The organism is Paenibacillus sp. JNUCC32 (assembly GCF_014863545.1).
In the GTDB taxonomy this organism is placed as follows: domain Bacteria; phylum Bacillota; class Bacilli; order Paenibacillales; family Paenibacillaceae; genus Paenibacillus_AQ; species Paenibacillus_AQ lautus_A.
On sequence record NZ_CP062260.1, the window covers coordinates 5,376,478 to 5,403,154 of the forward strand.

General features: G+C 52.6%; 21 protein-coding genes and 1 other RNA gene. 6 read left to right on the forward strand and 16 right to left on the reverse strand.

What is annotated here, in order from left to right; translation table 11 throughout:
• Positions 1-72: 72 nt before the first annotated feature.
• Positions 73-1,080 carry a hypothetical protein gene (locus JNUCC32_RS23685; protein WP_192570044.1) on the forward strand — a complete coding sequence of 336 codons (1,008 nt, stop codon included), beginning with the start codon at positions 73-75 and terminating at the stop codon, positions 1,078-1,080.
• Between the two features lie 1,015 nt (positions 1,081-2,095).
• Positions 2,096-2,356 (forward strand): hypothetical protein, encoded by a 261-nt coding sequence (locus JNUCC32_RS23690; RefSeq protein WP_192570045.1) that lies wholly within the window; start codon positions 2,096-2,098, stop codon positions 2,354-2,356.
• A 62-nt stretch (positions 2,357-2,418) separates the two neighbouring features.
• On the opposite strand, the gene JNUCC32_RS23695 is transcribed toward JNUCC32_RS23690, so the two are convergent.
• The 13 genes from JNUCC32_RS23695 to JNUCC32_RS23760 all read right to left on the reverse strand — a co-directional run bounded on the left by JNUCC32_RS23695 (position 2,419) and on the right by JNUCC32_RS23760 (position 20,187).
• Complete coding sequence (locus tag JNUCC32_RS23695) at positions 2,419-3,297, reverse strand: AAA domain-containing protein (protein WP_228468814.1); 879 nt, start codon at positions 3,295-3,297, stop codon at positions 2,419-2,421.
• Between the two features lie 494 nt (positions 3,298-3,791).
• Positions 3,792-4,370: an ATPase gene (locus JNUCC32_RS23705; RefSeq protein ID WP_192570046.1), complete on the reverse strand. Its 579-nt coding sequence runs from the start codon at positions 4,368-4,370 to the stop codon at positions 3,792-3,794.
• A complete protein-coding gene (locus JNUCC32_RS23710) occupies positions 4,363-4,560 on the reverse strand; it encodes a hypothetical protein (protein ID WP_192570047.1) in 198 nt (65 codons plus the stop codon). The genes JNUCC32_RS23705 and JNUCC32_RS23710 overlap by 8 nt, the downstream gene beginning before the upstream one ends.
• 94 nt (positions 4,561-4,654) lie before the next feature.
• Positions 4,655-5,019, reverse strand: a transfer-messenger RNA (tmRNA) gene (gene ssrA, locus JNUCC32_RS23715).
• Positions 5,020-5,328: 309 nt separating this feature from the next.
• Positions 5,329-5,808 (reverse strand): SsrA-binding protein SmpB, encoded by a 480-nt coding sequence (gene smpB / locus JNUCC32_RS23720; protein WP_036664873.1) that lies wholly within the window; start codon positions 5,806-5,808, stop codon positions 5,329-5,331.
• 152 nt (positions 5,809-5,960) lie between these two features.
• On the reverse strand, positions 5,961-8,597 hold the full coding sequence (rnr, locus tag JNUCC32_RS23725) for a ribonuclease R (protein ID WP_192570048.1): 2,637 nt from the start codon (positions 8,595-8,597) through the stop codon (positions 5,961-5,963).
• Between the two features lie 192 nt (positions 8,598-8,789).
• A complete protein-coding gene (gene secG, locus JNUCC32_RS23730) occupies positions 8,790-9,020 on the reverse strand; it encodes a preprotein translocase subunit SecG (RefSeq protein WP_009593367.1) in 231 nt (76 codons plus the stop codon).
• 301 nt (positions 9,021-9,321) lie between these two features.
• Positions 9,322-9,771 (reverse strand): PaaI family thioesterase, encoded by a 450-nt coding sequence (locus JNUCC32_RS23735; RefSeq protein ID WP_192570049.1) that lies wholly within the window; start codon positions 9,769-9,771, stop codon positions 9,322-9,324.
• A gap of 100 nt (positions 9,772-9,871) precedes the next feature.
• Complete coding sequence (locus tag JNUCC32_RS23740) at positions 9,872-11,548, reverse strand: long-chain-fatty-acid--CoA ligase (protein ID WP_192570050.1); 1,677 nt, start codon at positions 11,546-11,548, stop codon at positions 9,872-9,874.
• 101 nt (positions 11,549-11,649) lie between these two features.
• Positions 11,650-13,440 (reverse strand): acyl-CoA dehydrogenase FadE, encoded by a 1,791-nt coding sequence (locus tag JNUCC32_RS23745; RefSeq protein WP_192570051.1) that lies wholly within the window; start codon positions 13,438-13,440, stop codon positions 11,650-11,652.
• Positions 13,441-14,031: 591 nt separating this feature from the next.
• On the reverse strand, positions 14,032-15,222 hold the full coding sequence (locus JNUCC32_RS23750) for an acetyl-CoA C-acyltransferase (protein ID WP_012818493.1): 1,191 nt from the start codon (positions 15,220-15,222) through the stop codon (positions 14,032-14,034).
• Between the two features lie 346 nt (positions 15,223-15,568).
• Positions 15,569-18,010, reverse strand: coding sequence for a 3-hydroxyacyl-CoA dehydrogenase/enoyl-CoA hydratase family protein (locus tag JNUCC32_RS23755; protein ID WP_192570052.1), 2,442 nt, complete (start codon positions 18,008-18,010; stop codon positions 15,569-15,571).
• Positions 18,007-20,187 (reverse strand): (Fe-S)-binding protein, encoded by a 2,181-nt coding sequence (locus JNUCC32_RS23760; protein WP_192570053.1) that lies wholly within the window; start codon positions 20,185-20,187, stop codon positions 18,007-18,009. Before JNUCC32_RS23760 ends, JNUCC32_RS23755 begins: the two co-directional genes overlap by 4 nt.
• 483 nt (positions 20,188-20,670) lie before the next feature.
• Between JNUCC32_RS23760 and JNUCC32_RS23765 the strand changes: the two genes are divergently transcribed.
• The 3 genes from JNUCC32_RS23765 to JNUCC32_RS23775 all read left to right on the forward strand — a co-directional run bounded on the left by JNUCC32_RS23765 (position 20,671) and on the right by JNUCC32_RS23775 (position 23,318).
• A complete protein-coding gene (locus JNUCC32_RS23765) occupies positions 20,671-21,261 on the forward strand; it encodes a fatty acid metabolism transcriptional regulator FadR (protein WP_009590197.1) in 591 nt (196 codons plus the stop codon).
• A 38-nt stretch (positions 21,262-21,299) separates the two neighbouring features.
• On the forward strand, positions 21,300-22,067 hold the full coding sequence (locus JNUCC32_RS23770) for an electron transfer flavoprotein subunit beta/FixA family protein (RefSeq protein WP_192570054.1): 768 nt from the start codon (positions 21,300-21,302) through the stop codon (positions 22,065-22,067).
• A gap of 273 nt (positions 22,068-22,340) precedes the next feature.
• The gene (locus JNUCC32_RS23775) at positions 22,341-23,318 is read left to right on the forward strand and encodes an electron transfer flavoprotein subunit alpha/FixB family protein (RefSeq protein ID WP_192570055.1); all 978 of its coding nucleotides are present in this window, start codon (positions 22,341-22,343) and stop codon (positions 23,316-23,318) included.
• Positions 23,319-23,483: 165 nt separating this feature from the next.
• Here JNUCC32_RS23775 and JNUCC32_RS23780 read toward each other — a convergent pair whose 3' ends face one another.
• Positions 23,484-23,801: a MazG nucleotide pyrophosphohydrolase domain-containing protein gene (locus JNUCC32_RS23780; protein WP_192570056.1), complete on the reverse strand. Its 318-nt coding sequence runs from the start codon at positions 23,799-23,801 to the stop codon at positions 23,484-23,486.
• Between the two features lie 215 nt (positions 23,802-24,016).
• Here JNUCC32_RS23780 and JNUCC32_RS23785 point away from each other — a divergent pair, with 215 nt between their 5' ends.
• A complete protein-coding gene (locus JNUCC32_RS23785) occupies positions 24,017-24,595 on the forward strand; it encodes an LOG family protein (protein WP_012818487.1) in 579 nt (192 codons plus the stop codon).
• 175 nt (positions 24,596-24,770) lie between these two features.
• Here JNUCC32_RS23785 and JNUCC32_RS23790 read toward each other — a convergent pair whose 3' ends face one another.
• Positions 24,771-25,514, reverse strand: a complete 744-nt coding sequence (locus JNUCC32_RS23790; protein ID WP_192570057.1) for an SDR family oxidoreductase — start codon at positions 25,512-25,514, stop codon at positions 24,771-24,773.
• A 292-nt stretch (positions 25,515-25,806) separates the two neighbouring features.
• Positions 25,807-26,400: a TetR/AcrR family transcriptional regulator gene (locus JNUCC32_RS23795; RefSeq protein ID WP_192570058.1), complete on the reverse strand. Its 594-nt coding sequence runs from the start codon at positions 26,398-26,400 to the stop codon at positions 25,807-25,809.
• Between the last annotated feature and the right edge of the window lie 277 nt (positions 26,401-26,677).

Genomic DNA, 26,677 nt, shown 5'->3' on the forward strand with positions numbered 1-26,677 from the left:
ATAAATATAAATTATCCTTGTATTTCCATTATTAACCTGTTATATTCAAATCAAAAATAGTGGAGGTGCCGCATGAATAAAAAGAAACTTTTAACCATGATGCTTGCTGTAACAACCGCCATGTCTTGTTTTTCTGGCATGGCATCAGCTTCTAGCCAAGATCTAAAAGCCCCAGCATTTGATAAGGATCATCAACTTAAGATTGAATCATTAATTGATGATCTTATCTCTGTTAGGTTAGAAAAATCAACAATTAATCCTGCAAATTTAATAACTGATACTGCTTCTACACCTATACAAGCTTTAGACGACAAGGAAGAAGAGTTAATTAATTTACTTGAGGCTGAAGGAGTTCGACCTATAACAGAAGAGGAACGCACTATTCTAAATAAATCTACATATTTAAGTGCGGAAAATGGAAACCATGTTACAGCTGGCCCACCCACATGGGGACCATACCCATATGTTGACATGCTTACTTACGGTGAAAAAACTATTACTGTAAATGGTAGAAGCCATACAATTTGGGTGAATTATGCTGTTCCGAAAAATGGAGGTGGCGCTCCGTTAGTTAAACATTACGATTCAATAAAATTAATGAAACAACCTTTCGAGTTCGCCAAAGCAAGAGAAAAAGTTATTGACGTATTGATTCAAAGAGCGGCTGGAAAGTCCAAACTCTTTGAAGCATCATTTCACGAATTTTGGTGGCCTGCAATCCAAGGGTATACTAGTTTTGATACTCACGACGCTTTAATATCCTATGCTGTAAAAATGAAGTATGTTTGGGTTAAAAATGGATCAACATGGCAATTAAAGGCTTCTTCTAATAATGTACAAACGAATGAAAGACACTCCGAGAGAGGCTACCTTAATGGCAGACTTACTGAAAGCTCTAAACTTGAAACAAAAAATGTTTGGGGAGAATTGTACGATCAAATTGAAACTTTAGCAGTTTCAGAAGGTAACACTTACTTAAAGGATCCAGTTAGAGCTATTATTTACCGAGATTATGATAAAAAAGAAGTATTAAGTGTTTTTCCACACTACGCGGGTGGTCCGCTTGATCTTGCTCCATAATTTTTTGATAAAAAATAAAAAATAAGAGAAGACTTGAAGGCTGTCGAGACTTACTCGACAGCTATTCTTATGCAGATTGCCGGCTTTTTATATAGAGAATATAGAAGTTGGAAGCTAAATTTATTGATTAATTTTATCGTAATATCGCCATAATTCGCGCCGTAACTGAATTTTTTCGAGAATTTACTCTTTTAAAATTTACTAGAAAGTGCTATCACAAAAGAAATGGCTAAAAAATAAGCCATTGTTTCAAGCGGCTCAGGATTGGCAATCCTTCAGTTGCTCCATCCGTACCACAATACGTTGAACAAGCGCTAAACAATGACTTTGCATGTTTATTCCCATCTTGATCCGGAACGGGCAATGCTAAACGAATAAACACCAAAATAATGTTAAACCTCTGATTACTCGTGATGGTACGGAAGATCAGGGCTTTTCTAGTTATAAATATTTTCAATTTTAATAACTAGGAGATTCTTGTGTTCTTCTTTATTTACAACGCATTTATCCAGCTTTAAAATAAAATCACTAAGATTTCTCTTTGTATTTTCTTTGCCATCATTAATCCGGTAAAGATGGTGAATAGCTGGCTACAGCTAATAAAAAATCGGATTGAAACAGGAGGGCTATAAAGCATACGCGCTACACGTATGCTTTATAGCCTTCTTTTTTATGTCCAAATTTTAGGAGGAAATAGAGATGAGCAGCTTGGAGACAGTATTTGAAAAAAGACGTATTGAGGATGCTACAAGTTTATAGTGATGACCGGTTGATCTTATGCCTTCCCAATGTAAACCGAATTACTGCATTGGAGAGCCGTATCGATTCAGAACAACTCGACACGATTGAGGAGAAGTATATTTCATCAGGGGAAAGGAGCTGTATTGCCGAAACTCTTAACTCTTACTCGTTACATCTGATAGTCAGGGCATATGACATCGTTGACGAGCACTACATCCAGATTTATTTCAACATTCATGCTTCTGGATGCTAGAGAGGGAGGGATATAGAAACAATGGAGACATATGAACGAGTCGAAAACACTACTAAGGTTGGTATCCAGAACCGCCTAAAAGACTATAATACGGTCATCTTGGACATGTGGGATTACTTCGAGTCTGCGGGATTCACATTTCATGGAGTCATTCGGGACTGGACCGGCGTTTTTCATAACGGAGCCTACTACGCAGTCCTCCATTTCGTAAAGGATCGTCCGGATCAGGATTGCATTGCTCCCGACAGTGGTTACTCATGGATGAGGGGAGTCGAACATTAAAAGGTAAACCTGCAACTAATAAGTTGAATCGGTGATGTTTAGCTCTATTTAAGTCATTCCACCTAATACAACATAGAGTTTAACAGCTCCCTAATCCTCTGTTCTTCCCCGCTCTCGTTTGTACGGAACCTTGTTAATTCCATTCCAAATTTCTTGAAAATCTCTTCTTTTTTCTCATCTCGCTTTAGTTGTTCAGGATTGTTCTCATGAAAGGCAAATCCATCGACTTCGATCGCCATCGCTAGCGATCTGTCCAGTTTATGATAAATCACAAAATCAACAGAAGAACGATTTCTGACGAATCTGCGCTCTTCCTCATTTAACCGTTCCAGGTCGGTAAACAAATTCATTAGTAAAACCTGATTCCCTAGTTCAAAATCCTTGAACATAGGCTCCTGTAGTATCTGGTCGAGCAAGGCGTGCATAATATTCTCGCTCCGATGCCTTGATTTATTAAAGAAACGTACGCGTTCTCGAAATTCCTGCAGATGATCAGAGTATTCCTTGTATAACAAGTCAAATATAGAATGAATCTGGCTCTCCACGACGTTGTTGTCCAGCGTACTATATTCCATATATCGCATGAGATCTCCCACTTCATTCCCATACTTGCGAAACGCAGACTGATCGGTCACCAGAATAAACCTCTCCTGCGCACGGGACACAGCCACATTAATCATGCAAGGATCATTAACAAATTTCATCCCCATGCCTCCTGCTCTCGTTCGGTCGAGCACCGTAGACATGATCATAACGGACTTCTCACGTCCCTGATATTTATGGATCGTGTCACTCTCTATATCAGCAGTGAATTGCTGGGTCGCTTTCTCCACCTGCTTACGGTAAGGCGTCACAAAGCCGATATCCGCATGACCTGCTGCCGCTTCGAGGTACCCCAACAGAATCTCCTGTTCAATGACATCAAGCTCGCGATCGCTCAACTTCCCGCCAAGCCCGATGGGGTAAACATGGTGTTAGTTGTTGCCCATCCATATTGAGTACCGTTATCAATGGTTCCTCTCCATCATGACTATGATTCATCGATTTCACTCCATCTGTACGACATGTTCTAACCTATAGTATTAATATAAAACAAAAACACCATCCTCATGCGGATGGTGTTCATTATGATGGAACCGAGGGGAGTCGAACCCCTGTCCGAAGATAACGACAGCACAAGCTTCTATGGGTGTGGTGACAGATTTGATGTCACCTGAAAGTATTGCGAAGCAATGCTAGCATCGTATGCGATACTCGAACTCCCTGTCACCGGATTCCCTTCAGGTCACTGATTGTCTTCTTCAGCTAGCCTCAAGCGGAGACTAGACAGCGTATCCCACTAAAGTTGAGCCCTCATTTCCTGGTACACGGCGATACAGAGCGAGAGCACACGTGCAAGGTTATTAAGCTAATTGCCATACCACCCCAAAACGCACTACCAACTATGATCCCTAATAACATTCGCAGACCAAGCAGGTATATTCTCTATGCAATATATCAGCTTACTTTCTGCGATTTCAGCAACAATCGTTGGTTGGTTTGTGTTATCTATAATAAAAACCTGATCTGCAATGGCTAGTGCAGGCTTTAAATTTTGCAATGACTGACCGTATCGAAAACGAATATCCTCTTCAGCAATCCAATGTCCACCCTGCTCGACACGAGAGGCCACACGGTCAATATGCATTTGCACATCTTGAAGTCCAATATAGTACATGACGATGTCATAACCGCTTTCCTTAGCAATTTGCATATGCTTTAGAACAAATGTACCTGATAGTGTAGTTTCAATTGCAAAATGCTCCTGTCTTTTTATCAACGATCTGATTCTTTTGACCGCTTCTCTTCCCGCCGAAAGATCGACACTTCTTGGATCATCTGGTTTTAGTTCACGGGCAATCTGATCAGGGTCAACCAACTCGCCTAACCATGCTCTCATCTGCATACTGAGCGTGCTTTTTCCCGCCCCATTTGTTCCTGCAAAAACCGTCATAACTGGTTTTAGTTTATTCATGATATTCGAACTCATGTCGATTTCCGGTTGCATCATAAATGATTTCGAACTTATTACCGTTAGCATCCTCACGTACTCGTTTATTATTCTTGATATAGTAAATGGATGCCCCTGACTCTCTGGCTTGCTTGCGTGCATGTTGATTCGCTTTTTTCAGAATTTCTTGGAGCTGCTCTCGATTGGCAACCATCCTGAGTCCCCTCCAGTTTTCTAATTACGCTTATTATATCATAAACAGAAGAGCCACCAACCAGATCACTGGCTGATGGCTCTATCATTGTTATGTATGGAGGCGAGGGGAGTCGAACCCCTGTCCGAAGATAACGACAACACAAGCTTCTACGGGTGTAGTGACAGATTTGATGTCACCCTAGGAACTCCCTGTCACCGGATTCCCTTCAGGTCAGCCTGATTGTCTTCTTCAGCTAGCCCCAGGCGGAGACTAGACAGCGTATCCCACTAAAGTTGAGCCCTCATCCCGGTACATGGGCGATACAGAGCGAGAGCACGCTCACAGGTTATTAAGCTGCGAAAGCGTAGTTGTTTTGTTGTTTGCCGTTTAATTGGCTTTAGCGTTGATGAAGTGGACGCGTCCCCACTACCCGCTACTCATGCCCGAACTATCCCCGTCGAATCCAAAAACGCCCCCTTAAGTTGGAGAAATGCCGGTGCTTCGCACCTTAGCGTTCCTGCCAAAAAGGGCTATCGGATTAAATCAAAGAATATTCAGCCATAGCAGTCGATTGATGCCACACACTCTTTCCCTCCAAGAAAGAAGAATGCGCCAACTGTATGCCGATTGTCAAAGATCTTATTGATCTCTTACATCACTTAGTATATCACATTCGACATCAAAATGATATATACAATGCAGGTAACACAGCTAAAAGCTGCCATCCCACAACGTTCATTACACATGATGCCGATTTCTTAAGCGACATGCCACGAATAGCCGTAATTACCTTGCAATCTTCTGCTTCTCGCGCAGTGCACGCTGGATATCGCGTTGTGCATCCTTCTTAGCAGCATCGGCGCGCTTGTCGTACTGACGCTTACCTTTACCGAGGCCCAGCAACAACTTCGCATAGCCGTTACGGATGTAGATCTTCAGCGGTACGATCGCGTAGCCTTCCTGCTTGGACAGGCCCAGCAGCTTGCGGATCTGCTCCTTGTGCAGCAGCAGCTTCCGTGTACGCGTAGGGTCCGTCGGATTGTTGCGGTTCCCTTGCTCGAACGGGCTGATATGCATATTATGGATATGAATTTCGCCATTCCTGATGGTTGCGAATGCATCTCCGATGTTGGCACGGCCGTTCCGTATGGATTTGATCTCCGTTCCGGTCAGCACCATCCCGGCTTCATACGTATCCTCGATGAAATAATCATGGGAAGCTTTTTTGTTCTGGGCCAGAACCTTCCCGTCACTTTTCTTACCCATGGTCTCACCCCTTGTCATCAACAATGATAATGGAAAAAGGACTTCCGGCAGACCGCCAACATGCAATCTCACCAGAAGTCCATTGTATCAAACGTCAGCCTCCAAAAGCAAGGCGGGGCAAGCGACTCCCTCGATGGATCAAGAGAGGATTCTTACTTTTTCTTCTTGCGGACAAAAGCGGCCGTGCCGTTTCCGCCCTTGCTCTTCCGTTTGCGGCCACCCCCGCCGGAGTTGCCTCCAGCGTTACCGCCGCCCGGCGTTGGACCTTCGCCGATGAAAATGCCGCTGCCCGACGTCTTCTTCCGTCGGCCCTTCCCGCCAGCGCCGCCGGAGCGCGCGTTGCGGTCAAAGCCAAGAGCGCCGCCGCTGGCGGAGCTGTAGCCGCCTTTGCCGGAGCCAAAGGCGAAGCTCGCCGGCTGCTGCTCGCCAGCGCCAGCACCAGCGCCCGCTCCAGCTGGCGCCTCGCCGCCGCGCTTGCCGCGGCCGCCCTGGCCGCCGGCGCTGTCATTGCGGCGCCCGCCTGGCGCGCCGCCTTCAGCCGCGCCGCGTTTGCCGCCGCGGCCCTTGCCCCCGCGACCTCCACCGTCGCGGGCACCGAACCCGCGGCCGCCGCTGCCGCCGCGGTCGCCTTCGCCGCGCCCTTGGCGGCGCGGCTTCATGTCCACCATCTCAAAATCGATGGTGTGCTCATCCATGTTCACGTTCGCCACGCGAACCTTCACATCGTCGCCGATGCGGTATACCTTCGACGTACGCTCCCCGATGAGAGCCATATGGCCTTCATCGAAATGGTAATAATCGTCGGTCATCGCGCTGAGGCGGATCAAGCCTTCAACGGTGTTCTCCAGCTCGATGAACATGCCGAAGCTGGTGACGCTGCTGATAATGCCTTCGAATTCTTCGCCGACCTTATCCAGCATGAACTCGGCCTTCTTGAGCGCTTCCGTATCACGCTCCGCATCCACGGCTACGCGCTCGCGTTCCGAGGATTGCTGCGCAATGTCGGCCATCCGGCCGGCCAGCTGCTCATGACGGCTCTCATTCAGCGACCCGCCGTTCTCCAGCACTTCCCGGATGACCCGGTGAATGACCAGATCGGGATACCGCCGAATCGGGGACGTGAAGTGAGAATAGTATTCCGCGGCAAGGCCGAAGTGACCCGTGCTCTCCGCATCGTATTTCGCCTGCTTCATCGAACGGAGCATCATCGTGCTGAGCACCGTCTGCTCCTTCGTGCCTTGAATGGCTTCCAGCAGATTCTGCAGAGCCCGTGGATGGATCGCATTGCCCCGTCCCTTCACGTGATGCCCGAAATTCGCCGCAAACGCCATGAAGTTCTGCAGCTTTTCCTGATCCGGATCCTCGTGAATCCGATAAATGAAGGGAACCTTCATCCAGTGGAAATGCTCCGCCACCGTTTCGTTGGCCGCCAGCATGAACTCTTCAATGATCTGCTCCGCGATGGAGCGTTCTCTTTTGACGATATCCACCGGTTTGCCGTTCTCGTCCACGATGACCTTCGACTCCACGAAGTCGAAATCCACCGCGCCCCGGCGCATCCGTCGGTTCCGCAGCTTCAGGGCCAGCTCGCGCATCAAGCGGAAATCCTCCACGAGATCGCCGTAGCGCTCGATCAGCTCCGGATCTTCATCCACCAAAATCTTGCGCACGTTGTTGTACGTCATCCGTTCTTTCGTGCGGATAACACTGGTGAAGATGTCGTGCTTCACGACCTTCATCTGCTCATTGAATTCCATCTCGCAGGACATCGTCAGACGATCCACCTGCGGATTCAAGCTGCATATGCCGTTGGACAAGCGATGAGGGAGCATCGGAATGACCCGATCCACCAAATACACGCTGCAGCCGCGGTTATACGCTTCCTTATCCAACTCGGACCGATCACGCACGTAATAGCTGACGTCGGCAATATGAACGCCCAGACGGTAATTCCCGTTTGGCAGACGCTCCACGTTGACCGCATCATCCAGGTCCTTTGCATCTTCGCCGTCAATCGTCACGATGTTCAGACCGCGCAGATCGCGGCGGCCCTGCTGCACGATCTCTTCTTCCGTAATCGCATCGGGCGCTGCGTCCGCTTCGGCCAGCACTTCCTCCGGAAAGCCCTCCGGCAGCTGATGCTTGCGGATAATGGACAGGATGTCGACGCCCGGATCATCCTTATGCCCCAGAATCTCCACGATTTCGCCTTCTGCCGCAGCTCTTCCTTCCGGATAGCTCACCAGCTTCACAACGACCTTCACGCCGTCAACGGCACCATTGATCGCATGCTTCGGAATAAAAATATCCCGGTTAATCCGTTTGTCGTCCGGCAGCACGAAGCCATAGGCTTCATGGTTCTGGAACACGCCCACCACCTGGGTAACGGCGCGGGTCACGATGCGGACCACTTCGCCTTCCATTTTGCCGCCGTCGCTGCTTTTGGAACTGATCCGAACCAGCACGGTATCTCCATTCATCGCACTCTTCAGGTCATTGGCATGAATGTACACGTCCGGATGCTCGCGGTCATCGGGAATCAGAAAAGCAAAACCCTTCGCATGGGCCTGCAGCCGTCCGCGCAGCAAAGACATCCGTTCCGGCACGCCATAGCGCTCGGTGCTCGTCAGAATGATTTTTCCGGATTGCTCAAGTTCATTCAGCAGCTTCAGGAACTCCCTGAATTCATGGGCATCCTCAATCGCAAAATGCCGCTCCAGCTCCTGGTACGTCATCGGTTTGTATGCAGTTTCCCGCATAAAGTTCAGTAATGTTTCTTCAGTTATCATGTTATCACCTCGGGAACCTGCAATTTCATCGTTCCTCTATCCATTCTTTACCTTTATATACTCATACCCTAGTATACACGAATTTAATCCCCGGTATCCTTCCGAACACCGCCCTTACCTATGTAATCCGAAATTCAGGCAATAAAAAACCCCCGCTCTTCCAAGAGTGAAAAAGCGAGGGTAACGCAATTGTTATTTCAACATGGCAACAACGATGGCCAAAATCATAAATCCTGCTGCAAGACCTACCGTTGTACGCTGCAGTACGAGATCCATACCGCGAGCCTTCGTTTTACCAAAAAGATGTTCCGCACCGCCGGAGATGGCACCGGCAAGACCTGCGCTTTTCCCTTTTTGGAGAAGAACGACAGTAATCAACCCGATGGAGAAAATAACGAGCAATACTTCAAAAAATACAACCATGACTTCCACCTCCTACGTATGTAAACATCTAAATTTATGATCTTAAGAGACATTCTAGATTCTACATGAAAAACAGCATTCTTATTGTACCACAGCTTTAGTGGCCTGACAAGAAGTGCGAAGAACAATCCCGACAGAAAATCTGCTCGGCCAGCCGGTTGGAAGTCGCCTAACATCGTCGATTGGCGGCATGGACTGACGCTTCATATCCGGCCACACCTTGATTCGCTCGCCAAAAAATAAATGGCCTGCCCCCTGTTGAGATGACAGACCATCCGTTTCTTAGCAGCGGAAAGCTGCATTATTTCACTCGGAACGACCCTGTGCTGATCGCGACTAGCTCGCCCTTATCATTCGTTATCCTGCATTCCGTCGTGACCGAACGGTGCGTCTGATGCACGATGCTTGCCGTAACCGTAAGGGTTCCGGCCCTGGCCGGCATGACAAAATGCACGTTCAGATTGCTTGTCACCGTCGATTCGCCGGGACGCTCCAGCATGACGGCAATGCCCATGGCGTTATCCATCAGTGAGGAGAGTACGCCGCCATGCACGATGCCCATCATATTCATATGATGAGGCTGCGCATCCAGCGTGACAACAACCGCCTCCGGGCTGGCTGACGCAAGCTTGCAGCCGAGATATCCCCAGAAGGTGGGCTCTGCCGCTTTGGTCATGGCCTCGATGTACGCCTCCCGGTCGAATCCCGGCTGTTCGGCCTTCGCGTCGGGGTTGACATTGGTATGATTCATCAGGCCGCCTCCTTTTTTCTTCTGACGTTGTTAGATACTGTATCCATTCCAGCGGGATAACATGAATCGTTGGTCGTACCTGCACGGCTGTTCTTTCGCTTCAGCCCGTTCTGCCTTCCTCTTCCTCCTCCAGCAGCTTGCGGCGCAGCACCTTGCCTACCATCGTCTTCGGCAGAGAATCGCGGAACACGTACTCGCGCGGCACTTTATAGGCCGCCAGCTGGCTGCGGCAGAACTTCTCAAGACCCGAAGGGTCCGGAGACGCGCCGTCCTTCAACACAATATACGCTCTTACGGTTTCGCCGCGATAATCGTCCTTCGTTCCGACCACGACGGCTTCCTTCACGGACGGATGCTCATACAGCACTTCCTCGATCTCCCGAGGATAAATATTGAAACCGCTTGCAATGATCATGTCTTTCTTGCGGTCAATGATCGTAAAATACCCATCTTCGTCCATCGTGGCCATGTCGCCCGTGAACAGCCAGCCGTTGCGCAGCGTGTCGAACGTGTCCTCCGGCCGGTTCCAATAGCCCATCATCACCTGCGGACCCTTCACGATCAGCTCGCCCGGCTCGCCGACCGGCATTTCTTCGCCCGTCTCCGGATCCACGACCTTCGCGTCCGTATCCGGAACGGGGACGCCGATGGTGCCGATCTTCCGCCTTCCCCATATCGGATTCACATGGGTAACCGGGGACGCTTCGGTCAGGCCGTAGCCTTCGATCAGCCGCCCTTTGGTCAGCTCCTCGAACTTATCCTGCACCTCGACCGGAAGCCCGGCAGAGCCGCTGACGCAGGCATTGATCGAAGAGAGGTCGTATTCCCTGATCTTGGGATGATTAATCAATGCGATATACATGGTCGGGGCGCCCGGGAAGAGCGTCGGCTTCATTTTTTTGATCAGGTTCAGGATCATCGTCACTTCGAATTTAGGTACCAATATCAGCATGCCCGCACGATAGATCGCCTGGTTCAGCAGCACGGTCAGACCGAACACGTGAAAGCACGGCAGAACGGCTAAATACCGCTCCTTCCCGTCCTCCACCTGAAAGCACCAGTTCGCGGACTGCACGGTGTTGGCGATCAGATTCATATGCGTCAGCATGACGCCTTTGGGTACGCCGGTCGTGCCGCCTGTATACTGGAGCAGGGCCAAATCCTTCTCCGCTTTCACCGATTCGCAGACGGGATCATTCGGCGCGCCCGCTAGCAGCTTTTTGAAGGCATGGACGCGGCTTCCATAGTCGACGACCGGAAGAGGGCCTTCCTTCTTGGCTTTGATCGGGTAGAGAAGATTCTTGGGGAACGGCAGATAATCCGCCACGGACGTGACGATCATATGCTCCAGTTCCGTCTCCTCGATGACTTTTTCAACGCGGGATACGAACATATCCATCGTAATGATGATCTTGGCACCGGAATCCTTCATCTGATGCGCAATTTCCCGCTCCATATAGAGCGGGTTGGTCATGACGGCCACGGCTCCGGCCAGCAGCACGCCATAATAGGAGATAACGACCTGCGGGCAGTTGGGCAGCATGATCGCTACCCGGTCGCCCTTCTTGATCCCTTTGCTGCGGAGCGCGTTCGCCATCCGGTAGGACGCATCCAGCAAACTTCTGTAGTTGATTGTCTTTCCCATGAAATACAGGGCCGGACGATTCGGAAACTTCTGCGCCGACGTTACGAGAAATAATGCCAAATTCTGTTTCGGATAATCAAAAGCGGGGGCTACTTCGGGCGGATAAAACGGCAGCCAAGGCTTTGTATCCATACAAAACCAACCCTTTCCTAAGGAATGCTCCTTCTTTCCTACTCCAAGAAAAATCTCTCTCTTTTGCGGTTACTTACGCATCGTATTGGCGTTGACGCGTATTACACCGTGTACCGCTCGTTCTTGACCACGCGGGCTGCGATGCTGCGCTTGAGGGCCACCGTATCGACCGGCGTGCAGCGCGTCAGCTTCTTAAGCACCGACAGCTGCATCCGCAGCATGTCGCCGGTTTCCACCGAAGCCAGCGTTTCTTTGGCGAGCGCTTCAATGCGCTGGAACGCCTCGTAAGCAAACACCTGCGTCATCTCGATCATGCTCGCTGCCTTTTCCTCCGAGGTGCGTTCGATTTGCTTGCGGGTGCGCAGCAATGCGCTTTCGAGGGCATAAATATCAATCATCATATCCGCCAGGTTGGACAAGGCCTCCTGCTCCTTCTCCAGCTTCGTGCCGAACTTCTGAACGGCCAGACCGCCGGCGAGGAGGAAAATCTTCTTGCTCATGTCCAGGAAATGCGCCTCCTGTTCCAGCGTTCCTTCAAAGGTTTGGCCCGGTACCAGCTGCAGCAGCTCCCCTTGCAGGCCTTGCGCTTTTTGCAGGAGCGCGATTTCGCCTTTCATCGCCTTCTTCACGAGCGTGCCCGGAATCAGGAGCCGGTTGATCTCGTTCGTGCCTTCGAAGATGCGGTTGATGCGGGAGTCCCGATAGATGCGTTCCACTTTATACTCTTGGATGTACCCATAGCCCCCGTGAATCTGCACGGCTTCGTCTGCCACGTTATCCAGTCCTTCGGAACAGAACACCTTGTTGATCGAGCATTCGATGGCATAGTCGGAGATCGCGGCCGCCGAGTGGATGCCTGCATCTTCGCTGTTGTAATCGATGTCCTGCATCGCTTCGTCCAGCAGTCCTGCCGTACGGTACACCATGCTCTCCATCACGAAAGCGGTGATGTTCATGTCGGCCAGCTTTTTGCGCATGAGCGGGAACTGCGAGATCGGCGTATCGAACTGTTTGCGGGTGTTAGCATATTTCGCGCTCAGCTCGATCGATTCCTTCGCTGCACCGACGGTGCCGGCTGCCAATTTGTACCTGCCGATGTTCAGGATGTTGAAGGCGATCCGGTGGCCCTTGCCGATCTCGCCAAGCAGGTTCTCCTTCGGCACCTTCACGTCTTCGAAGAAGAGCGGACGCGTCGACGAGCCCTTGATGCCCATCTTCTTCTCCTCCGGCCCGAGCGTGAAGCCTTCCATCTCCTTCTCAACGATGAACGCGGTGAAGTGCTCTCCGTCAATCTTGGCGTAGACGATAAAGATATCCGCAAATCCGGCGTTAGTTATATATAGCTTCGATCCGTTCAAAATATAATACTCCCCGTCGTCGGACAGGCGTGCCGTCGTTTTGGCGCCCAGCGCATCCGAGCCGGAGGTCGGCTCCGTCAAGCAATAAGCCGCGATTTTCGCGCCGGTCGAAAGATCCGGCAGGTACTTCTGCTTCTGCTCGGTCGTGCCGAAGAACACGATCGGCAGCGTACCGATGCCCACATGAGCCCCGAAAGAAAGCGCAAAGGACGATCCCTTCGCCAAGTTTTCGTTAATAATCGTAGAGCTGACCTTATCCAGTCCGATTCCGCCGAACAACTCCGGCACATCGGCTCCGAGCAGGCCCAGCTCGCCTGCTTTGCGAAGCAGGTCTACCGTCATCTCGTAATTCAGCTTCTCCAGCTCTTCATCGTGCGGCACCACTTCGCCGTCAATAAAATCGCGCACCGTCTCGCCGATCATCCGATGCTCTTCCGTAAAATCCTCCGGTGTCAGGATGCGCTGCATATCGGGATTGTCGATGACAAAGCTGCCGCCTTTGATTTTCGGTTCTTTGGTTTGGTTATCGCTCATGATTGGTTTCCCCTTTCGGAATTGGAATAAGGTGGAGTGCAATGGTGGCCTTGGTGTTGCTAGGTTGCGAACTTGCTGGTTGATCATAGATGGTGTATGTGTTACTGCGGCGCAATATTGGCGCTCCGCGTGCGGATTGTACTTCCGATCGCTGTTGAGTTTGGATTTCGGGGAATGGATCTATCTATAGTAGAAATCCAAACTCAAAGGCGACCGCTGCCGCTTATCCAGTACAATTCCGCCCTCTCCGCTGGGTTAGCTTCAAACTAGTTAATCCCCTAAGTTCAAACCCCTGCCTCCGGCAATCCTTGCACTCCCCTGTGGTTGGAGTGAGTGGTGCCGTGTCCGGTCGTGTACGGAGCGGACACGGGTACATCGTGCGCACTGCTCCCCGTGCGCACGATGCGTGGTCCGGGGCATGCTTGGATTGGTCGTCGACCCTGGTGATCTTGGCTGGCCACATTTCCCTCCTTGGGACTTGTTCCAGCTCTCCCCCAGTCAAGAAGGAGGCTGCTTCCCTGGGCCTGACAACTGACAGGATTGGTTTTTATTTCAATAACGAACGAGTTACGACTCCTTCGGAAGAGGCAATTACGCCCCAGCGGCGTGCACCTCGAACACTCCCGCTGCGCCCATTCCGCCACCGATGCACATGCTCACGACGCCGTAGCCGCCGCCGCGGCGGGCGAGCTCGGAGACGAGGCTGACGGTCAGCTTGGCGCCGGTGCAGCCGAGCGGATGGCCGAGTGCAATGGCGCCGCCGTTGACGTTGACCTTGCTCTCGTCGATCCCCAGCGCGCGGATGATGTGGAGGCATTGCGAAGCGAACGCTTCGTTAATCTCGAACACATCCACCTGATCCAGCTCGATGCCCGCCATGCGCAGCGCCTTCGGGATCGCTTCGACGGGGCCGACGCCCATAATCTCCGGCTCCACGCCGGCCAGAGCAAACGATTTGAAGGTAGCCAGCGGGGTAAGGCCCAGCTCCTCGGCTTTCTCGCGGCTCATGACGGCTACCGCCGCCGCGCCGTCGCTCGTCTGCGACGCGTTGCCCGCGGTAACCGAGCCGCCGAGGGCAAAGGCCGGCTTCAGTCTGGCCAGCACATCCGGTGTTGTGTCCGGCCGAACTCCTTCATCCGTATCGATGGCTAAGGTTTTGCTGCGCACTTTGCCCTGCTCATCGGCAGCAGCCAGCGTTACGTTCACCGGTACGATCTCGTCCCGGAACTTGCCTTCGGAGATAGCGGCTGCGGCCTTGCGGTGGCTGCTGGCCGCGAAGGCATCCTGCGCCTCGCGGGTGATGCCGAAGCGGCGTGCTACCTCCTCCGCCGTATGGCCCATGCCGATGTAAACCTCCGACATCTCTTCGACGATCGTCGGATGCGGTGCCGGCTTGAAGCCGGTCATCGGCACATGGCTCATGCTCTCGACGCCGCCGGCGACGATGACCTCGGCATGGCCGAGCATAATGCGTTCCGCAGCAAAAGCGATCGCCTGAAGTCCGGACGAACAGAAGCGATTGACGGTCAAGGCCGGCACCGTGACCGGATAACCCGCATACAAGGAAATAATCCGCGCAACGTTAAGGCCCTGCTCGCCTTCCGGCATCGCGCAGCCGAGGATAATGTCCTCGACGTCCTCCTTTTTCAGGCCCGGCGCACGCTCAATGACGGCTTCCAGTACGGCTTTGCCGAGATCCTCTACGCGCGTCTGGGCAAAACTGCCCTTCTTCGCCTTCCCCACCGGGGTGCGAGCAAGGGATACTATGACTGCTTCTCTCATGCCATTCACCTCATCAACTAGAAATGGTTGGATCCAATACCGATATGATTGCTGGCCTTTCATCGGCCTTGAAATGAGTACGTAACGGGTGGAACTGATTAAAGAGCCGCCATCACCCAAACATCCAGCAGTGCGGACAGTTTGCCGCATGTACCGTATGCACGTTTGATTTGGCAAATCGCACGTTGCGGACGATAGCTGATCTGTTAGCTGTGAAGCTTTAAGGACTATACCAACATTATCGTTCGTCATGTCCTGATTGCTTTTCAAGATGCCGCAGGCAAGGAGAGACCGGAAGGCAAGACGCTCAAAATTGCCAAGGAAGTACAGTCCAAGCTGAATCGCCTTAATTCCGCAGCGGCTTGCCTTTTGCCAGCATATGCTGCATGCGCTGCTGGGTCTTGGCCTCCCCGAGCAGGCTGAGGAACGCTTCTCGCTCCAGGTCGAGCAGATGCTGCTCGCTCACGACCGTTCCCGCAGGGACGTCGCCGCCCGTCAGGATATGCGCCAGCTTCTTCGCGATCAACAGATCGTGATCGCTGATATAGCCGCTTCGCTTCATGTCGATCGCGCCCATTTGGAGCACGGCCCGGCCATCGCGGCCGACAACGCGGGCTTTGCCCGGCTGCGGCGGGACATAACCCGCCCGGTCCATCGCTAACACGGCCTGCTTCGCTTCATGGATCCGGTAATCCTGATTCATGACCACCGTATCCCCGCTGCGTCCATACCCCATGCGGATGGCTTCATGTCCGCTGGTCGATGCCTTGGCCATCGCCACCATCTCGAAGATTTTGTTGATCTCCGGCTGGAGGTCGCTGTCCTTGTCGGGATGGCGGTTGCTGGTCATCAGCGCCAGCTCTTTGCAGCCGCCGCCTGCCGGTATCAGACCGACCCCCGTCTCCACCAGGCCGAAATAGGTCTCCGCCGAGAAGATGATCCGGTCCGCCGGCAGACACGCCTCCACGCCGCCGCCCAGCGTCATCCGGTGAGGCGCGGCCACAACCGGCTTCTCCAGCCCCTTCAGCTTCATCATGCTGCCCTGGAACAGACGGATGATGTAATCCACCTCATCCCAGTCGCCGCTCTGCGCTTCCATCAGCATGAGCATCAGGTTGGCGCCGACGCAGAAGTTCCGGCCTTCGTTCGCCAGCACCAGTCCGCGGTAATTGGCCCTGACCTCTTCCACGCTCTGCTGAATCATGACCAGAATATCGGCGCCGATCGCGTTGTTCGGCGAAGTGAATTCAAGGCACGCAACGCCATCCCCAATATCAATCAGATTCGCCCCCGTATTTGAGCGGATGATCCGGTTTTGCGATTTGAGCGCTTGCAGCGAGATCAGCTCAGGCTGAACCTCAACGCCTTTATACTCGCCTTTGAAATAATGGAACACCTCGCCGTCCTTCTCTTGATAGAAGGACTTGTTGCCTGCGGCAACCCACTCCTTCACCCACGCCGGGACGGTCACGCCCTCTGCTTCCATGCGCTGCACGGATTCCGGCAGTCCGATCAGATCCCAGGTCTCGAAGGGACCGAGCTCCCAGTTGAAGCCCCATTTCATCGCGTTGTCGATGTCCTGGATGGAATCCGCGATCTCTCCCAGCTTGCCGGCCGCATAGACGAGCACTTGCTTCAATACATTCCAGGCCAGCTCCGAGTAACGATCCTGCGTTCCCAGGAAAGCCTTGATCTTCCGCTTGGCTCCCTTTACCGCTTTGGCGGCTTCGATGGAAGCGGAGCTCACTTTGGCGCTCGGATTGTACTCCATCGTGGACAGATTGAGCGATAGGATTTTGCTGCCTTGATCGCCTTTTACTTTTTTATAGAAGCCCTGGCCACCCTTTTCCCCGGTCCAGCCGCGAGCGACAAGCTCATTCATGACGTCAGGCACCGTGAACACGTCTTTCTCCTCGCCGTCCGGTACGGAGTCGTACACGTTTCTGGCCACATGGACAAACGTATCGATGCCTACCAGATCCAGCGTGCGGAAGGTGGCGCTCTTTGGACGTCCCAGAACGGGACCCGTGGCCGCATCTACTTCCTCCACGGTATAGCTGTTTTTCACCATCTCCTGCAGCGTGACCAGAAGTCCGTAGGTGCCGATCCGGTTCGAGATGAAATTCGGCGTGTCCTTCGCAAGCACAACCCCTTTCCCAAGGCGCTTCGTGCAAAATTCAACCATGAACTTCGTAATGTCCGGATCGGTATCAAAGCCCGGAATAATCTCCAGCAGCTTCATATGACGCGGCGGATTGAAGAAATGCGTCCCCAGGAAGTGGCTGCGGAATTCCTCGCTGCAGTCTTCGACCATCGCATTGACGGAAATGCCCGAGGTGTTCGTGCTGACGATCGATCCTTCCTTACGCACGCCTTCAATCTGCTTGAAGATGCTCTTTTTGATTTCCAGGCGTTCCGTAACCACCTCGATGATCCAGTCCACATCCTTCAACAGGCTTAGATGGTCCTCGGTGTTTCCCGGCGTGATCCGGCCCGCAAAATCAGCGCTGTAGAGCGGAGCGGTGCTTGATTTAGGCAGAGCCGCAATCGCTTTGGCGGCAAGCCTGTTTCGTACCTTCGGATGATCCAGCGTCAGGCCGGCCTTCTCCTCCTCGGCGGTCAAGGAATTCGGAACGATGTCGAGCAGCAGGCAGGGAATGCCTGCGTTGGCAAGATGGGCGGCGATCCCCGATCCCATGACGCCCGAGCCGATCACGGCGGCTTTAGTGATGTTTCGACTTGCGACCCCGGAACCGCTGACGGCTTCTTTGGTAATGGTATTACTCATTGCACAACGACCTCCTGTTCATGGATTTCGGATAGACCGAATACGGATAACTCCAGAATTTCCGCAATATCTCGCGTTTTCACGCTTTCTTCCACTTCCTTCAGCTTCGTGCCGTCCTCCAGCATCGTCAGGCAGAACGGACAGGCGGAGCTGATCATCGTCGGAGATACGGCCAGCGCCTGCTCGGTACGCGCCAGGTTCACGCGCTTGCCTGCGTCCTCCTCCATCCACATCTGACCGCCGCCGGCGCCGCAGCACATCCCGTTCTCGCGATTCCGCTCCATCTCCAGCAGCTCGACGCCGGGAATGGCGCGAAGCACGCTGCGCGGCTGATCGTATACGTCGTTATACCGTCCCAGGTAGCAGGAGTCATGATAGGTGATTTTCTCCTGAACCTGATACTTGGGCTTAAGACGCCCTTCCTTCACCAGTTGATCCAGCAGCTCCGTATGGTGGACGACCTCAGCCTCCAGTCCAAATTCCGGATATTCGTTCTTGAAAATATTGAAGGTATGCGGGCAAGCCGTGACGATTCGTTTCACATCGTATTTCTGAAACGTCTCGATGTTCTCCATGCACAACTGCTGGAACAGAAATTCATTGCCCATCCGGCGCGGAGTGTCGCCCGAGTTCTTCTCCTCGTTGCCGAGAATGGCGAAGTTGACGCCCGCTTCATTCATGAGCCGGACGAAGGCTCGGGTGATCTTGCGGCTGCGATTGTCGTAGGAACCCATGGAACCGACAAAGAACAGAATGTCGAAGTCCGGATTTTCCTTCACGGTCGGGATCTTCAGATCCAATGTCCCTTCCGGGTCAACCTCCTTCACCCACTTGCTCCGGTCCGCGCGGCTGATTCCCCAAGGGTTGCCTTGTCGTTCGATGTTTTGCATGGCTCGCTGGCCTTCCTGCGGCACGCTGCCCTCCATCAGAACGAGATGTCGCCGGAGATCCACGATTTTGTCGACATGCTCATTTGCGACCGGACACTGATCCTCGCAGTTGCGGCAGGTCGTGCACGCCCAAATCTCTTCCTCGGTCATGACGCCGCCGATCAATTGAATATCCTTCGGGTCTACGCCCTCGACTTGGTGCCAGGAACGCTTCTGCACATCCATCGTCGGTCCGATGTCGGTGATGCCCTCGCCCTTCCAGCCGACAAGCGCCAAATCCGTTGCGCCCATGGAGTGGACGCCCGGCGACCCAAACACGGAAGCAGGCATCCACGCCGATTTGGAGGTGAGCGCGGCACCTTTTTCCGTGAGATGATCCCTCAGCTTCACGATCATGTGCATCGGCGACAGCAGCTTGCCCGTGTTCGAGGCCGGGCACACGTTGGTGCATCGTCCGCATTCAACGCAGGCATAGAAATCCAGCATCTGTTTCTGCGTGAAGTCCTCGATTTTGCCTACCCCGAACTCCTCGGCTTCTTCATCCTCCAAGTCAAGCTTGCTGAGCTTGCCCGGGGGATCCGTGCGACGAACCAGAATGTTGATCGGCGCCGTAATAAGGTGAAAATGCTTCGATTGCGGCACATAAATAAGGAAAGACAGCAGAATCAACAGGTGAAGCCACCAGAATACGTAATAACACACCGTTACAGCCACCGGCGGCATCCAGGCAAACGCGGCCGCGATACTCGAGGAGATCGGTGCCATGGCCGACCATGCCAGACTTTCCATGAGCCGTTCAAAGGCCATCGTCAGCAGCACCGAAGCCATCAGCGTGGTGATGAAAAACACGACAATGCTTGGCTTCCATCCTCGCTTGAGCCGTTTCAGCTTCTCGCCATAGCGGCGATATGCCGCATAACCGATGGCCAGCAGAATCAGCGCAACCGTAATCTCCTGCATGAGGATGAAGCCCGCATGGCCCGGAATCGGCAAGCTGTGACCCGATAGCCCTTTCCAGATGATATCGAGCGCCCCGAACTGCAAAATGATAAATCCGTAAAACACGATAAAGTGCATGATGCCGCTCTTGCGGTCCTTAAACAGCTTGCTCTGTCCGAACACCTGGATGGCGAACTGGCTCAGGCGCTCCTTCAGATCCTTCTTCAGATTCGCCGGCTTGCCCAAACGGATATACAGGTAACGGCGATACACCACGGTGGCGAACATGTACACTGCCCAGCCCGTGATCAAGACAAAGAGCAGCGCGTTGATTAATGTTGGAATCATCCCTCTCAGCCCCTTGCGTTAAAAGATCCTTCTTCAACACCCTTCATTTCGTCTCTGCAGCGTCCAATTCTACAGCTCCTGTCACTCCTTCCAAAACCGGCTCGTCATTGTGTCAAGATTGGGGCAATATATGAAGCGCTTTCATTATAGAGACAAAAATAAGACCTCCACATCGTGCCGTGCCGACCACTCTAAACCGAACATCATGACTGCTAGCTGCATCTCTTCATCTGTACAACGCTACATCCTATTTGTGTACTTGCCTTTCGGATACCCAGCTATTCGTTTCTTCCGGTTAAACTGCCGTCTATTGCTCTGATATGAACGCCTTATTCTGCTGCTCTTCCAGGTCTGCTTCATTCATTTTACGCGTCATCGATAACCCATCGTTGACAATGACATGAACGTATTTTATGATGGATACAAGAAATGAATGAGTATTCATTCATAATTTTAACTGTATTCTAACACCGGGGTGAGCATATGACAAGTAAAAAAAATGAAAAATACCACCTGATCCTCCAGGGCGCCCTGAAAGTTTTTGCCGAAAACGGCTATCACCGGTCCCAGGTATCCAAGATCGCCAAGGCTGCCGGCGTGGCCGACGGCACCATCTATCTGTACTTTAAGAGGAAGGAGGATATCCTGATCCGCCTGTTCCAAGAAAAGCTTGGGGAGCTGGTCGGCAAATTCCACGAAAGCGTGGAAGGAACCACGGACGCCGTGGAAGCGCTGCGGACGGTGTGCAGCATCCATTTCTCTGAGCTGGAGAGCAATCCCGAACTTGCATATGTCACGCAGATTGAGCTGCGGCAGAGCGATTTGGAGCTGCGCAAGGAAATCGGCAGCGCGCTCAAGCCATATATCGTACTGATCGAGAATATCCTGGAACAGGGCATCCAAGAACAGAAATTCCGTTCCGATCTGAACGTCAAGCTGGTCCGCAACCTGATTTTTGGTGCGATGGACGAAGCGGTAACCTCTTGGCTGATCTCCGGCCGTAAATATTCGTTGTCCGATCAAGCGGATGAGACGCTAAGCTTTTTTCTGAGCGGTGTTTCCGGCGGACAATAAGTCCTGCTGATATTCATATTGAAGGGAGAGTTTAACCGATGAAGATTGTCGTATTGCTTAAACAGACCTTTGACACGGAGGAAAAAATCACGATTGAGAACGGATCGATTGCCGAGGATGGGGTGAAATTCGTCATCAATCCGTATGACGAATATGCGGTAGAAGAAGCCGTGAAGCTTCGGGATGACCACGGCGGCAGCGTGACGCTCCTGTCGGTCGGACCCGACCGTACGGCAGAAGCCCTTCGGACCGCCCTTGCGATGGGGGCGGACGATGCGGTGCTGATCTCCGACGAACGGATTCCGGACGATGAATATGCGGTATCAAAGGTGCTGCATGCGTATTTGTCCAAGGAAAGCCCGGATCTGATCCTCGGCGGCAACTTCTCCGTGGACCGCGGCTCGGGCCAAGTGGCCATCCGCCTGGCACAGCTTCTCGGCATTTCGCACACCGGCTCCATTACCAAACTTACGCTGAACGGGACCACCGCTGAAGTGCACCGGGATGCGGAAGGCGATCTGGAAGTGCTTGAAGTCCAGCTGCCGGCCATCTTCACCGCACAGCAGGGATTGAACGAACCCCGTTATCCGTCGCTGCCGGGCATCATGAAGGCCAAGAAGAAGCCTTTTCAGACGCTGAGCCTGGATGATCTCGGGTTATCCGAACCCGATATTCAGCCGGCAACGAAGCAAAGCGAGCTGTCCTTGCCGCCGGAGCGAAGCGCCGGGCGCATTCTGAAGGGGGAGCCTGCCGAAGTGGCGCATGAGCTGGTATCCTTGCTGCGGACGCAGTCGAAAGTGATTTAATAAAAGGACAAATTGAACCTGTGAATTCCTTCGATTCTCATTGTTGAATGCGGTTACATGGCAGCGGCAGAGCCCCTGCCATCGTGCCTTATGTATTCTGATTGTATGGTTTACGGGATGTCCGTCATGCACGCTTTTCGCTTAATGCGTCTTGGAAATCGGGGGCAGCAGCGATTGTAGGAATGACCCGCATTCGCTCTGGACGCTCAGGCTGGCCGACATCGTAAAACTCTCTTTACTTTCAACCCCAAATGGATCTTAGGAGGTTATGATATGAGCAAAACGATATTAGTGTATGCCGAGAACCGGGATGGGAAGCTGCGTCAGGTTGCTCTCGAGACGCTTGGCGCTGCCCGTTTAATTGCGGAAGATGGCGACAGCATCCGTATTCTGGTTGCGGGCTCCAACATTACGGAGGCCGTATCGGCCCTGAACGGCTATGGTGCCGATACCATCTATACCGTCGAGCATGAGGATCTGGAGAGCTATAATCCCGAAGCTTATATGGCCGCCATCGAAGCGGTAATCCGTCAGGCACAGCCCGATGCCGTCCTCTTCGGACATACGGCCATCGGCCGCGACTTGGCACCGCTGGTGGCCGCTTCCTTGAATGCCGGACAGATTTCCGACGTCACCGCCATTCACAACGAAGGCGGAGAAGCGGTATTCACGCGTCCGCTCTATGCGGGTAAAGCCTTTGAGAAACGCGTCTTTCAGAACGGACCGTGGGTGGTCACGGTTCGACCGAACAATATTCCCGCCGCGGAAGCCATCGAAGGCGCCAGCGCCGGCATTGAGGACATCGCTTACCCGGCTCCTTCCCTGCGCTCCGTGATAAAGGACGTTGTCCGCAAAACCACGGGAAAAATCGACCTATCGGAAGCCAAAATCGTCATCTCCGGCGGGCGCGGCGTGAAGAGCGCGGACGGCTTTAAGCCGCTGGAGGAGCTCGCCGACCTGCTCGGCGGGGCGGTCGGCGCATCGCGCGGCGCCTGCGATGCCGGCTACTGCGATTACGCGCTCCAGATCGGGCAGACCGGCAAAGTCGTCACGCCCGAGATCTATATTGCCTGCGGCATCAGCGGCGCGATCCAGCATTTGGCGGGTATGAGCCAATCCCGGGTCATCATTGCCATCAATAAGGACCCGGAGGCGCCCATCTTTAAAGTTGCCGATTACGGCATCGTCGGCGATCTGTTCGATGTCGTCCCGCTGCTGACGCAGGAATTCCGCAAGGTGTTGGTATCCTAGGATTTCATAACGATTTATCATATTCAAAAAAAGGCTGCTCCAAAAGGTCTGGGAACCTGGAGCAGCCTTTTACTTCATAAGTTTTGCGCCTGCAGCATCCTTCGCCTATAAAGCATTCCGAAGGACTACCACAACTGAATGGGAACAGGCACTAGCCTGTCCCCTTTAAGAACCAAACCGTTTCAACAGCTTCTGCTGATGCGCCGTAAACGCTTCTTCCAGCGAAATATCATAGAGATCCGCCAGCAGCGAAATGTTGCCGAGCACGTCGCCGATCTCCTCGACCAGATCCTGCTTGAGCCGTTCCCTCGACTGAACCTCCTCATCGGGGCGGTCCCTGCCGATCTCATAAGCGCGTACGGCGCGCGCCGTTTCCCCTGCTTCCTCCATCAAAAATCCAACCCGGATAAAGGGACCGTACCCGGCCCAGCCTCTTTCACCGTAGAACTGTTTAATCCATTGCTGCGCTTCATTCATATCCATGACGTGTGTTACCTCCGCGATTTCTTGGGATGACTGCATCCTTCTTTTTACACAATCCGAGATTAAATCCATGATAAAACGAACATGCATGCCATAAAATAAAAAGGTGCCATGTCGGCGCCGAAAGGATATGCCGAGCATTCCATGACATAAATCACTATATATAGTATAATTACTCGAACGAAATATCAACATCTGGGTAAGGAGTGTGCAAATTGAAATCCATATGCGTATTTGCAGGATCGAACATGGGCGAGCATCCGGACTATAAAGCAAAAGCGGCCGAACTTGGCAGGCATATTGCCCACAACCAATACAAATTAGTGTACGGCGGCTCCAACATCGGATTGATGGGTGAAGTAGCCAACGCCGTATTGCAAAATGGCGGCGAAGTGATCGGGGTCATGCCGAGAGGGCTGTTCAAGGGGGAAATCGTACATACCGAGCTGACCCAGCTCATTGAAGTAGCCGATATGCATGAACGCAAAGCGACGATGGGCAAGCTGGCCGACGGGTTTATTGCCATGCCGGGCGGTTTTGGAACCTATGAGGAATTGTTCGAGGTGCTGTGCTGGTCGCAAATCGGCATTCATCAGAAGCCGATCGGGCTGCTCAGTATCCGCGATTATTTCGAACCGTTCATGAAGCTGATTCAGTACAGCATTACCGAGGGCTTCTCCAACTCCTCTCACTTGAACCTGATCAACATGTCCGATGATCCGCTCAAGCTGTTAGAGCTCATGGACAGCTACACGCCTCCGACGCTGGACCTGAAGTGGAAGGACCTGGATTAAGGGTGCCTTGAAGGGGCTTGAGGGGCTTGAGGGAAATAGCGCTCTCTAAAGAAAAATCCTTGGGTACAAGAATATGTTGCAGGCATTATGACGCATCGGCGTGGCCTGCCGCATTTCAAAAATGCACCGGAATCCCGGTGCATTTTTATTTTTTCCCATAGAGATAGAGGCGATATTATACAAACCCGCCGTTCACCCGCAGCGTTTGACCCGTGATCCATTTCGACTCTTCGCTGGCCAGGAACAGCACGACACCTGCAATATCATCCGTTTCCCCCAGACGTCCGAAGGCATTCATTTTGACAATCCCCGCAATCTGTTCCTCCGATTTGCCAACGGTAAATAGCTCCGTATTAACCGGCCCGGGCGCCACTGCGTTAATCGTGATCCCTTTAGGCCCGAATTCCTTGGCCAGCTGACGCGTAAACTGCTCCACAGCTCCCTTCGTCCCTGCATACACGCTGTAAGTCGGGAACATCTGCCCAGCGACCGACGTCGAGAAATTGATAATGCGACCGCCCGAATTCATATGATGAAAAGCCTGTTGGATCGCAAAATAAGTCCCCTTCACGTTAATCGCAAACTGCTGATCGAAATCCTCCTCCGTCATGGCCGCAATCGGCTTGGTGGTCATGATGCCGGCATTGTTCACGAGGATATCGATTCCGCCATAGGCTTCGATCGTTTCACGAAACAGCCGTTCGACCTCCGCTACCTGACTAATATCGGCTTGAATGGCCCGTGCTTCGCCGCCGCCCTGCTTAATGCGGCCCACCACTTCCTCGGCTTTAGCCGGACTGCTTGCATAGTTTACGACAACCTTGGCTCCGTTCTCCGCAAGTCTCTCTGCAATTTCACGCCCGATGCCTCTCGATGCTCCCGTTACGATTGCTACCTTGCCCGATAAGCCCTTTGTCATGATAAAACCTCCCGCATATGAATTGAGATACACGATTATTGCCCCAGATCGATGTTCTGATTTGCAACTTCTTATTATTAGTAATTTGATTATATGTCGCCCAATAACAAATTACAAGTGACAGATTTATAATTTTGTCATTCGTAAACGAACCAAAACAAAAAAGACGCTATCCCATGCGAGTATCGCCAAGAATAGCATCTTTTTTACATAAGGAATGATCTCTTCATGCTAGCTCCCAAAGTGCCCTGCCGCATTCTGATGACGGCGGTTGGCCGTATCCCTATTCCCGCTAACCGTTCATCGAAATCCCGGCCAACAATAACGTCCACACCGACTCAAAGGCGGCTTCGATCCCATCCGAAGTCCATTGATAGGCATGGGCTGGATGGTGAAACAAGGAGGTGGCCATGAAAAAAGCCTTCGCCGCCGATTCCGGCTGGCCTGGCTTGAATTCACCGGCTCGCATCCCTTGATCCATGATCTGGGCGATCTGCCCGACTAACAAATTCACATGCGTATCAATGATCTTGACAGCTTCCAGCGTCACGGACGCGTACATGGCAAACATCTCGGGATCCTCGAGAACGTAAGTCCGCTTAGCCCGGATCAGGGTATCCGTCCATAACCGCAAGCGATCGGTGGCGCTGCCGTCCGTCCCGTCTGCAATGATCTGCAGCGGCTCCGCAATCCGCTGCAGCCACCGCTCCGTGACGGCTTCTCTGAGAGCGGCCTTGCTGGGAAAATGCCGATACAGCGAGCCGTGGCTCACCTGCAGCGCTTTGGCCACATCGACAACCGAAGTTTTGTCTGGGCCATAACGCCGAAGCGTCTGCTCAGCCGCATCTAATATAGCTTCTTTCGTTAGTGGTTGGTCATGTGCCATAGGTTCATGGGCATCGGGGTTTACGTTAACACCCGACCGCCCACCTTCACGCCCCCTCTCTGTTGAACACATTATAGCAAACAACTTCATCATATCAATATTGAGTTTTTGTCATTTGTCCTTCCCACCATGAATACCATTCTCCGTGCTCCTGTAGGATTGAAGCATACATGGGATCAATGAATACGACAGATCCTGCTGCTCTGGCTACAATCACCATCCCCAGAAAAAAAGGAAGCCGGCACATTGCCGGCTTCCTCGCTTCTTGCCTTCTCAA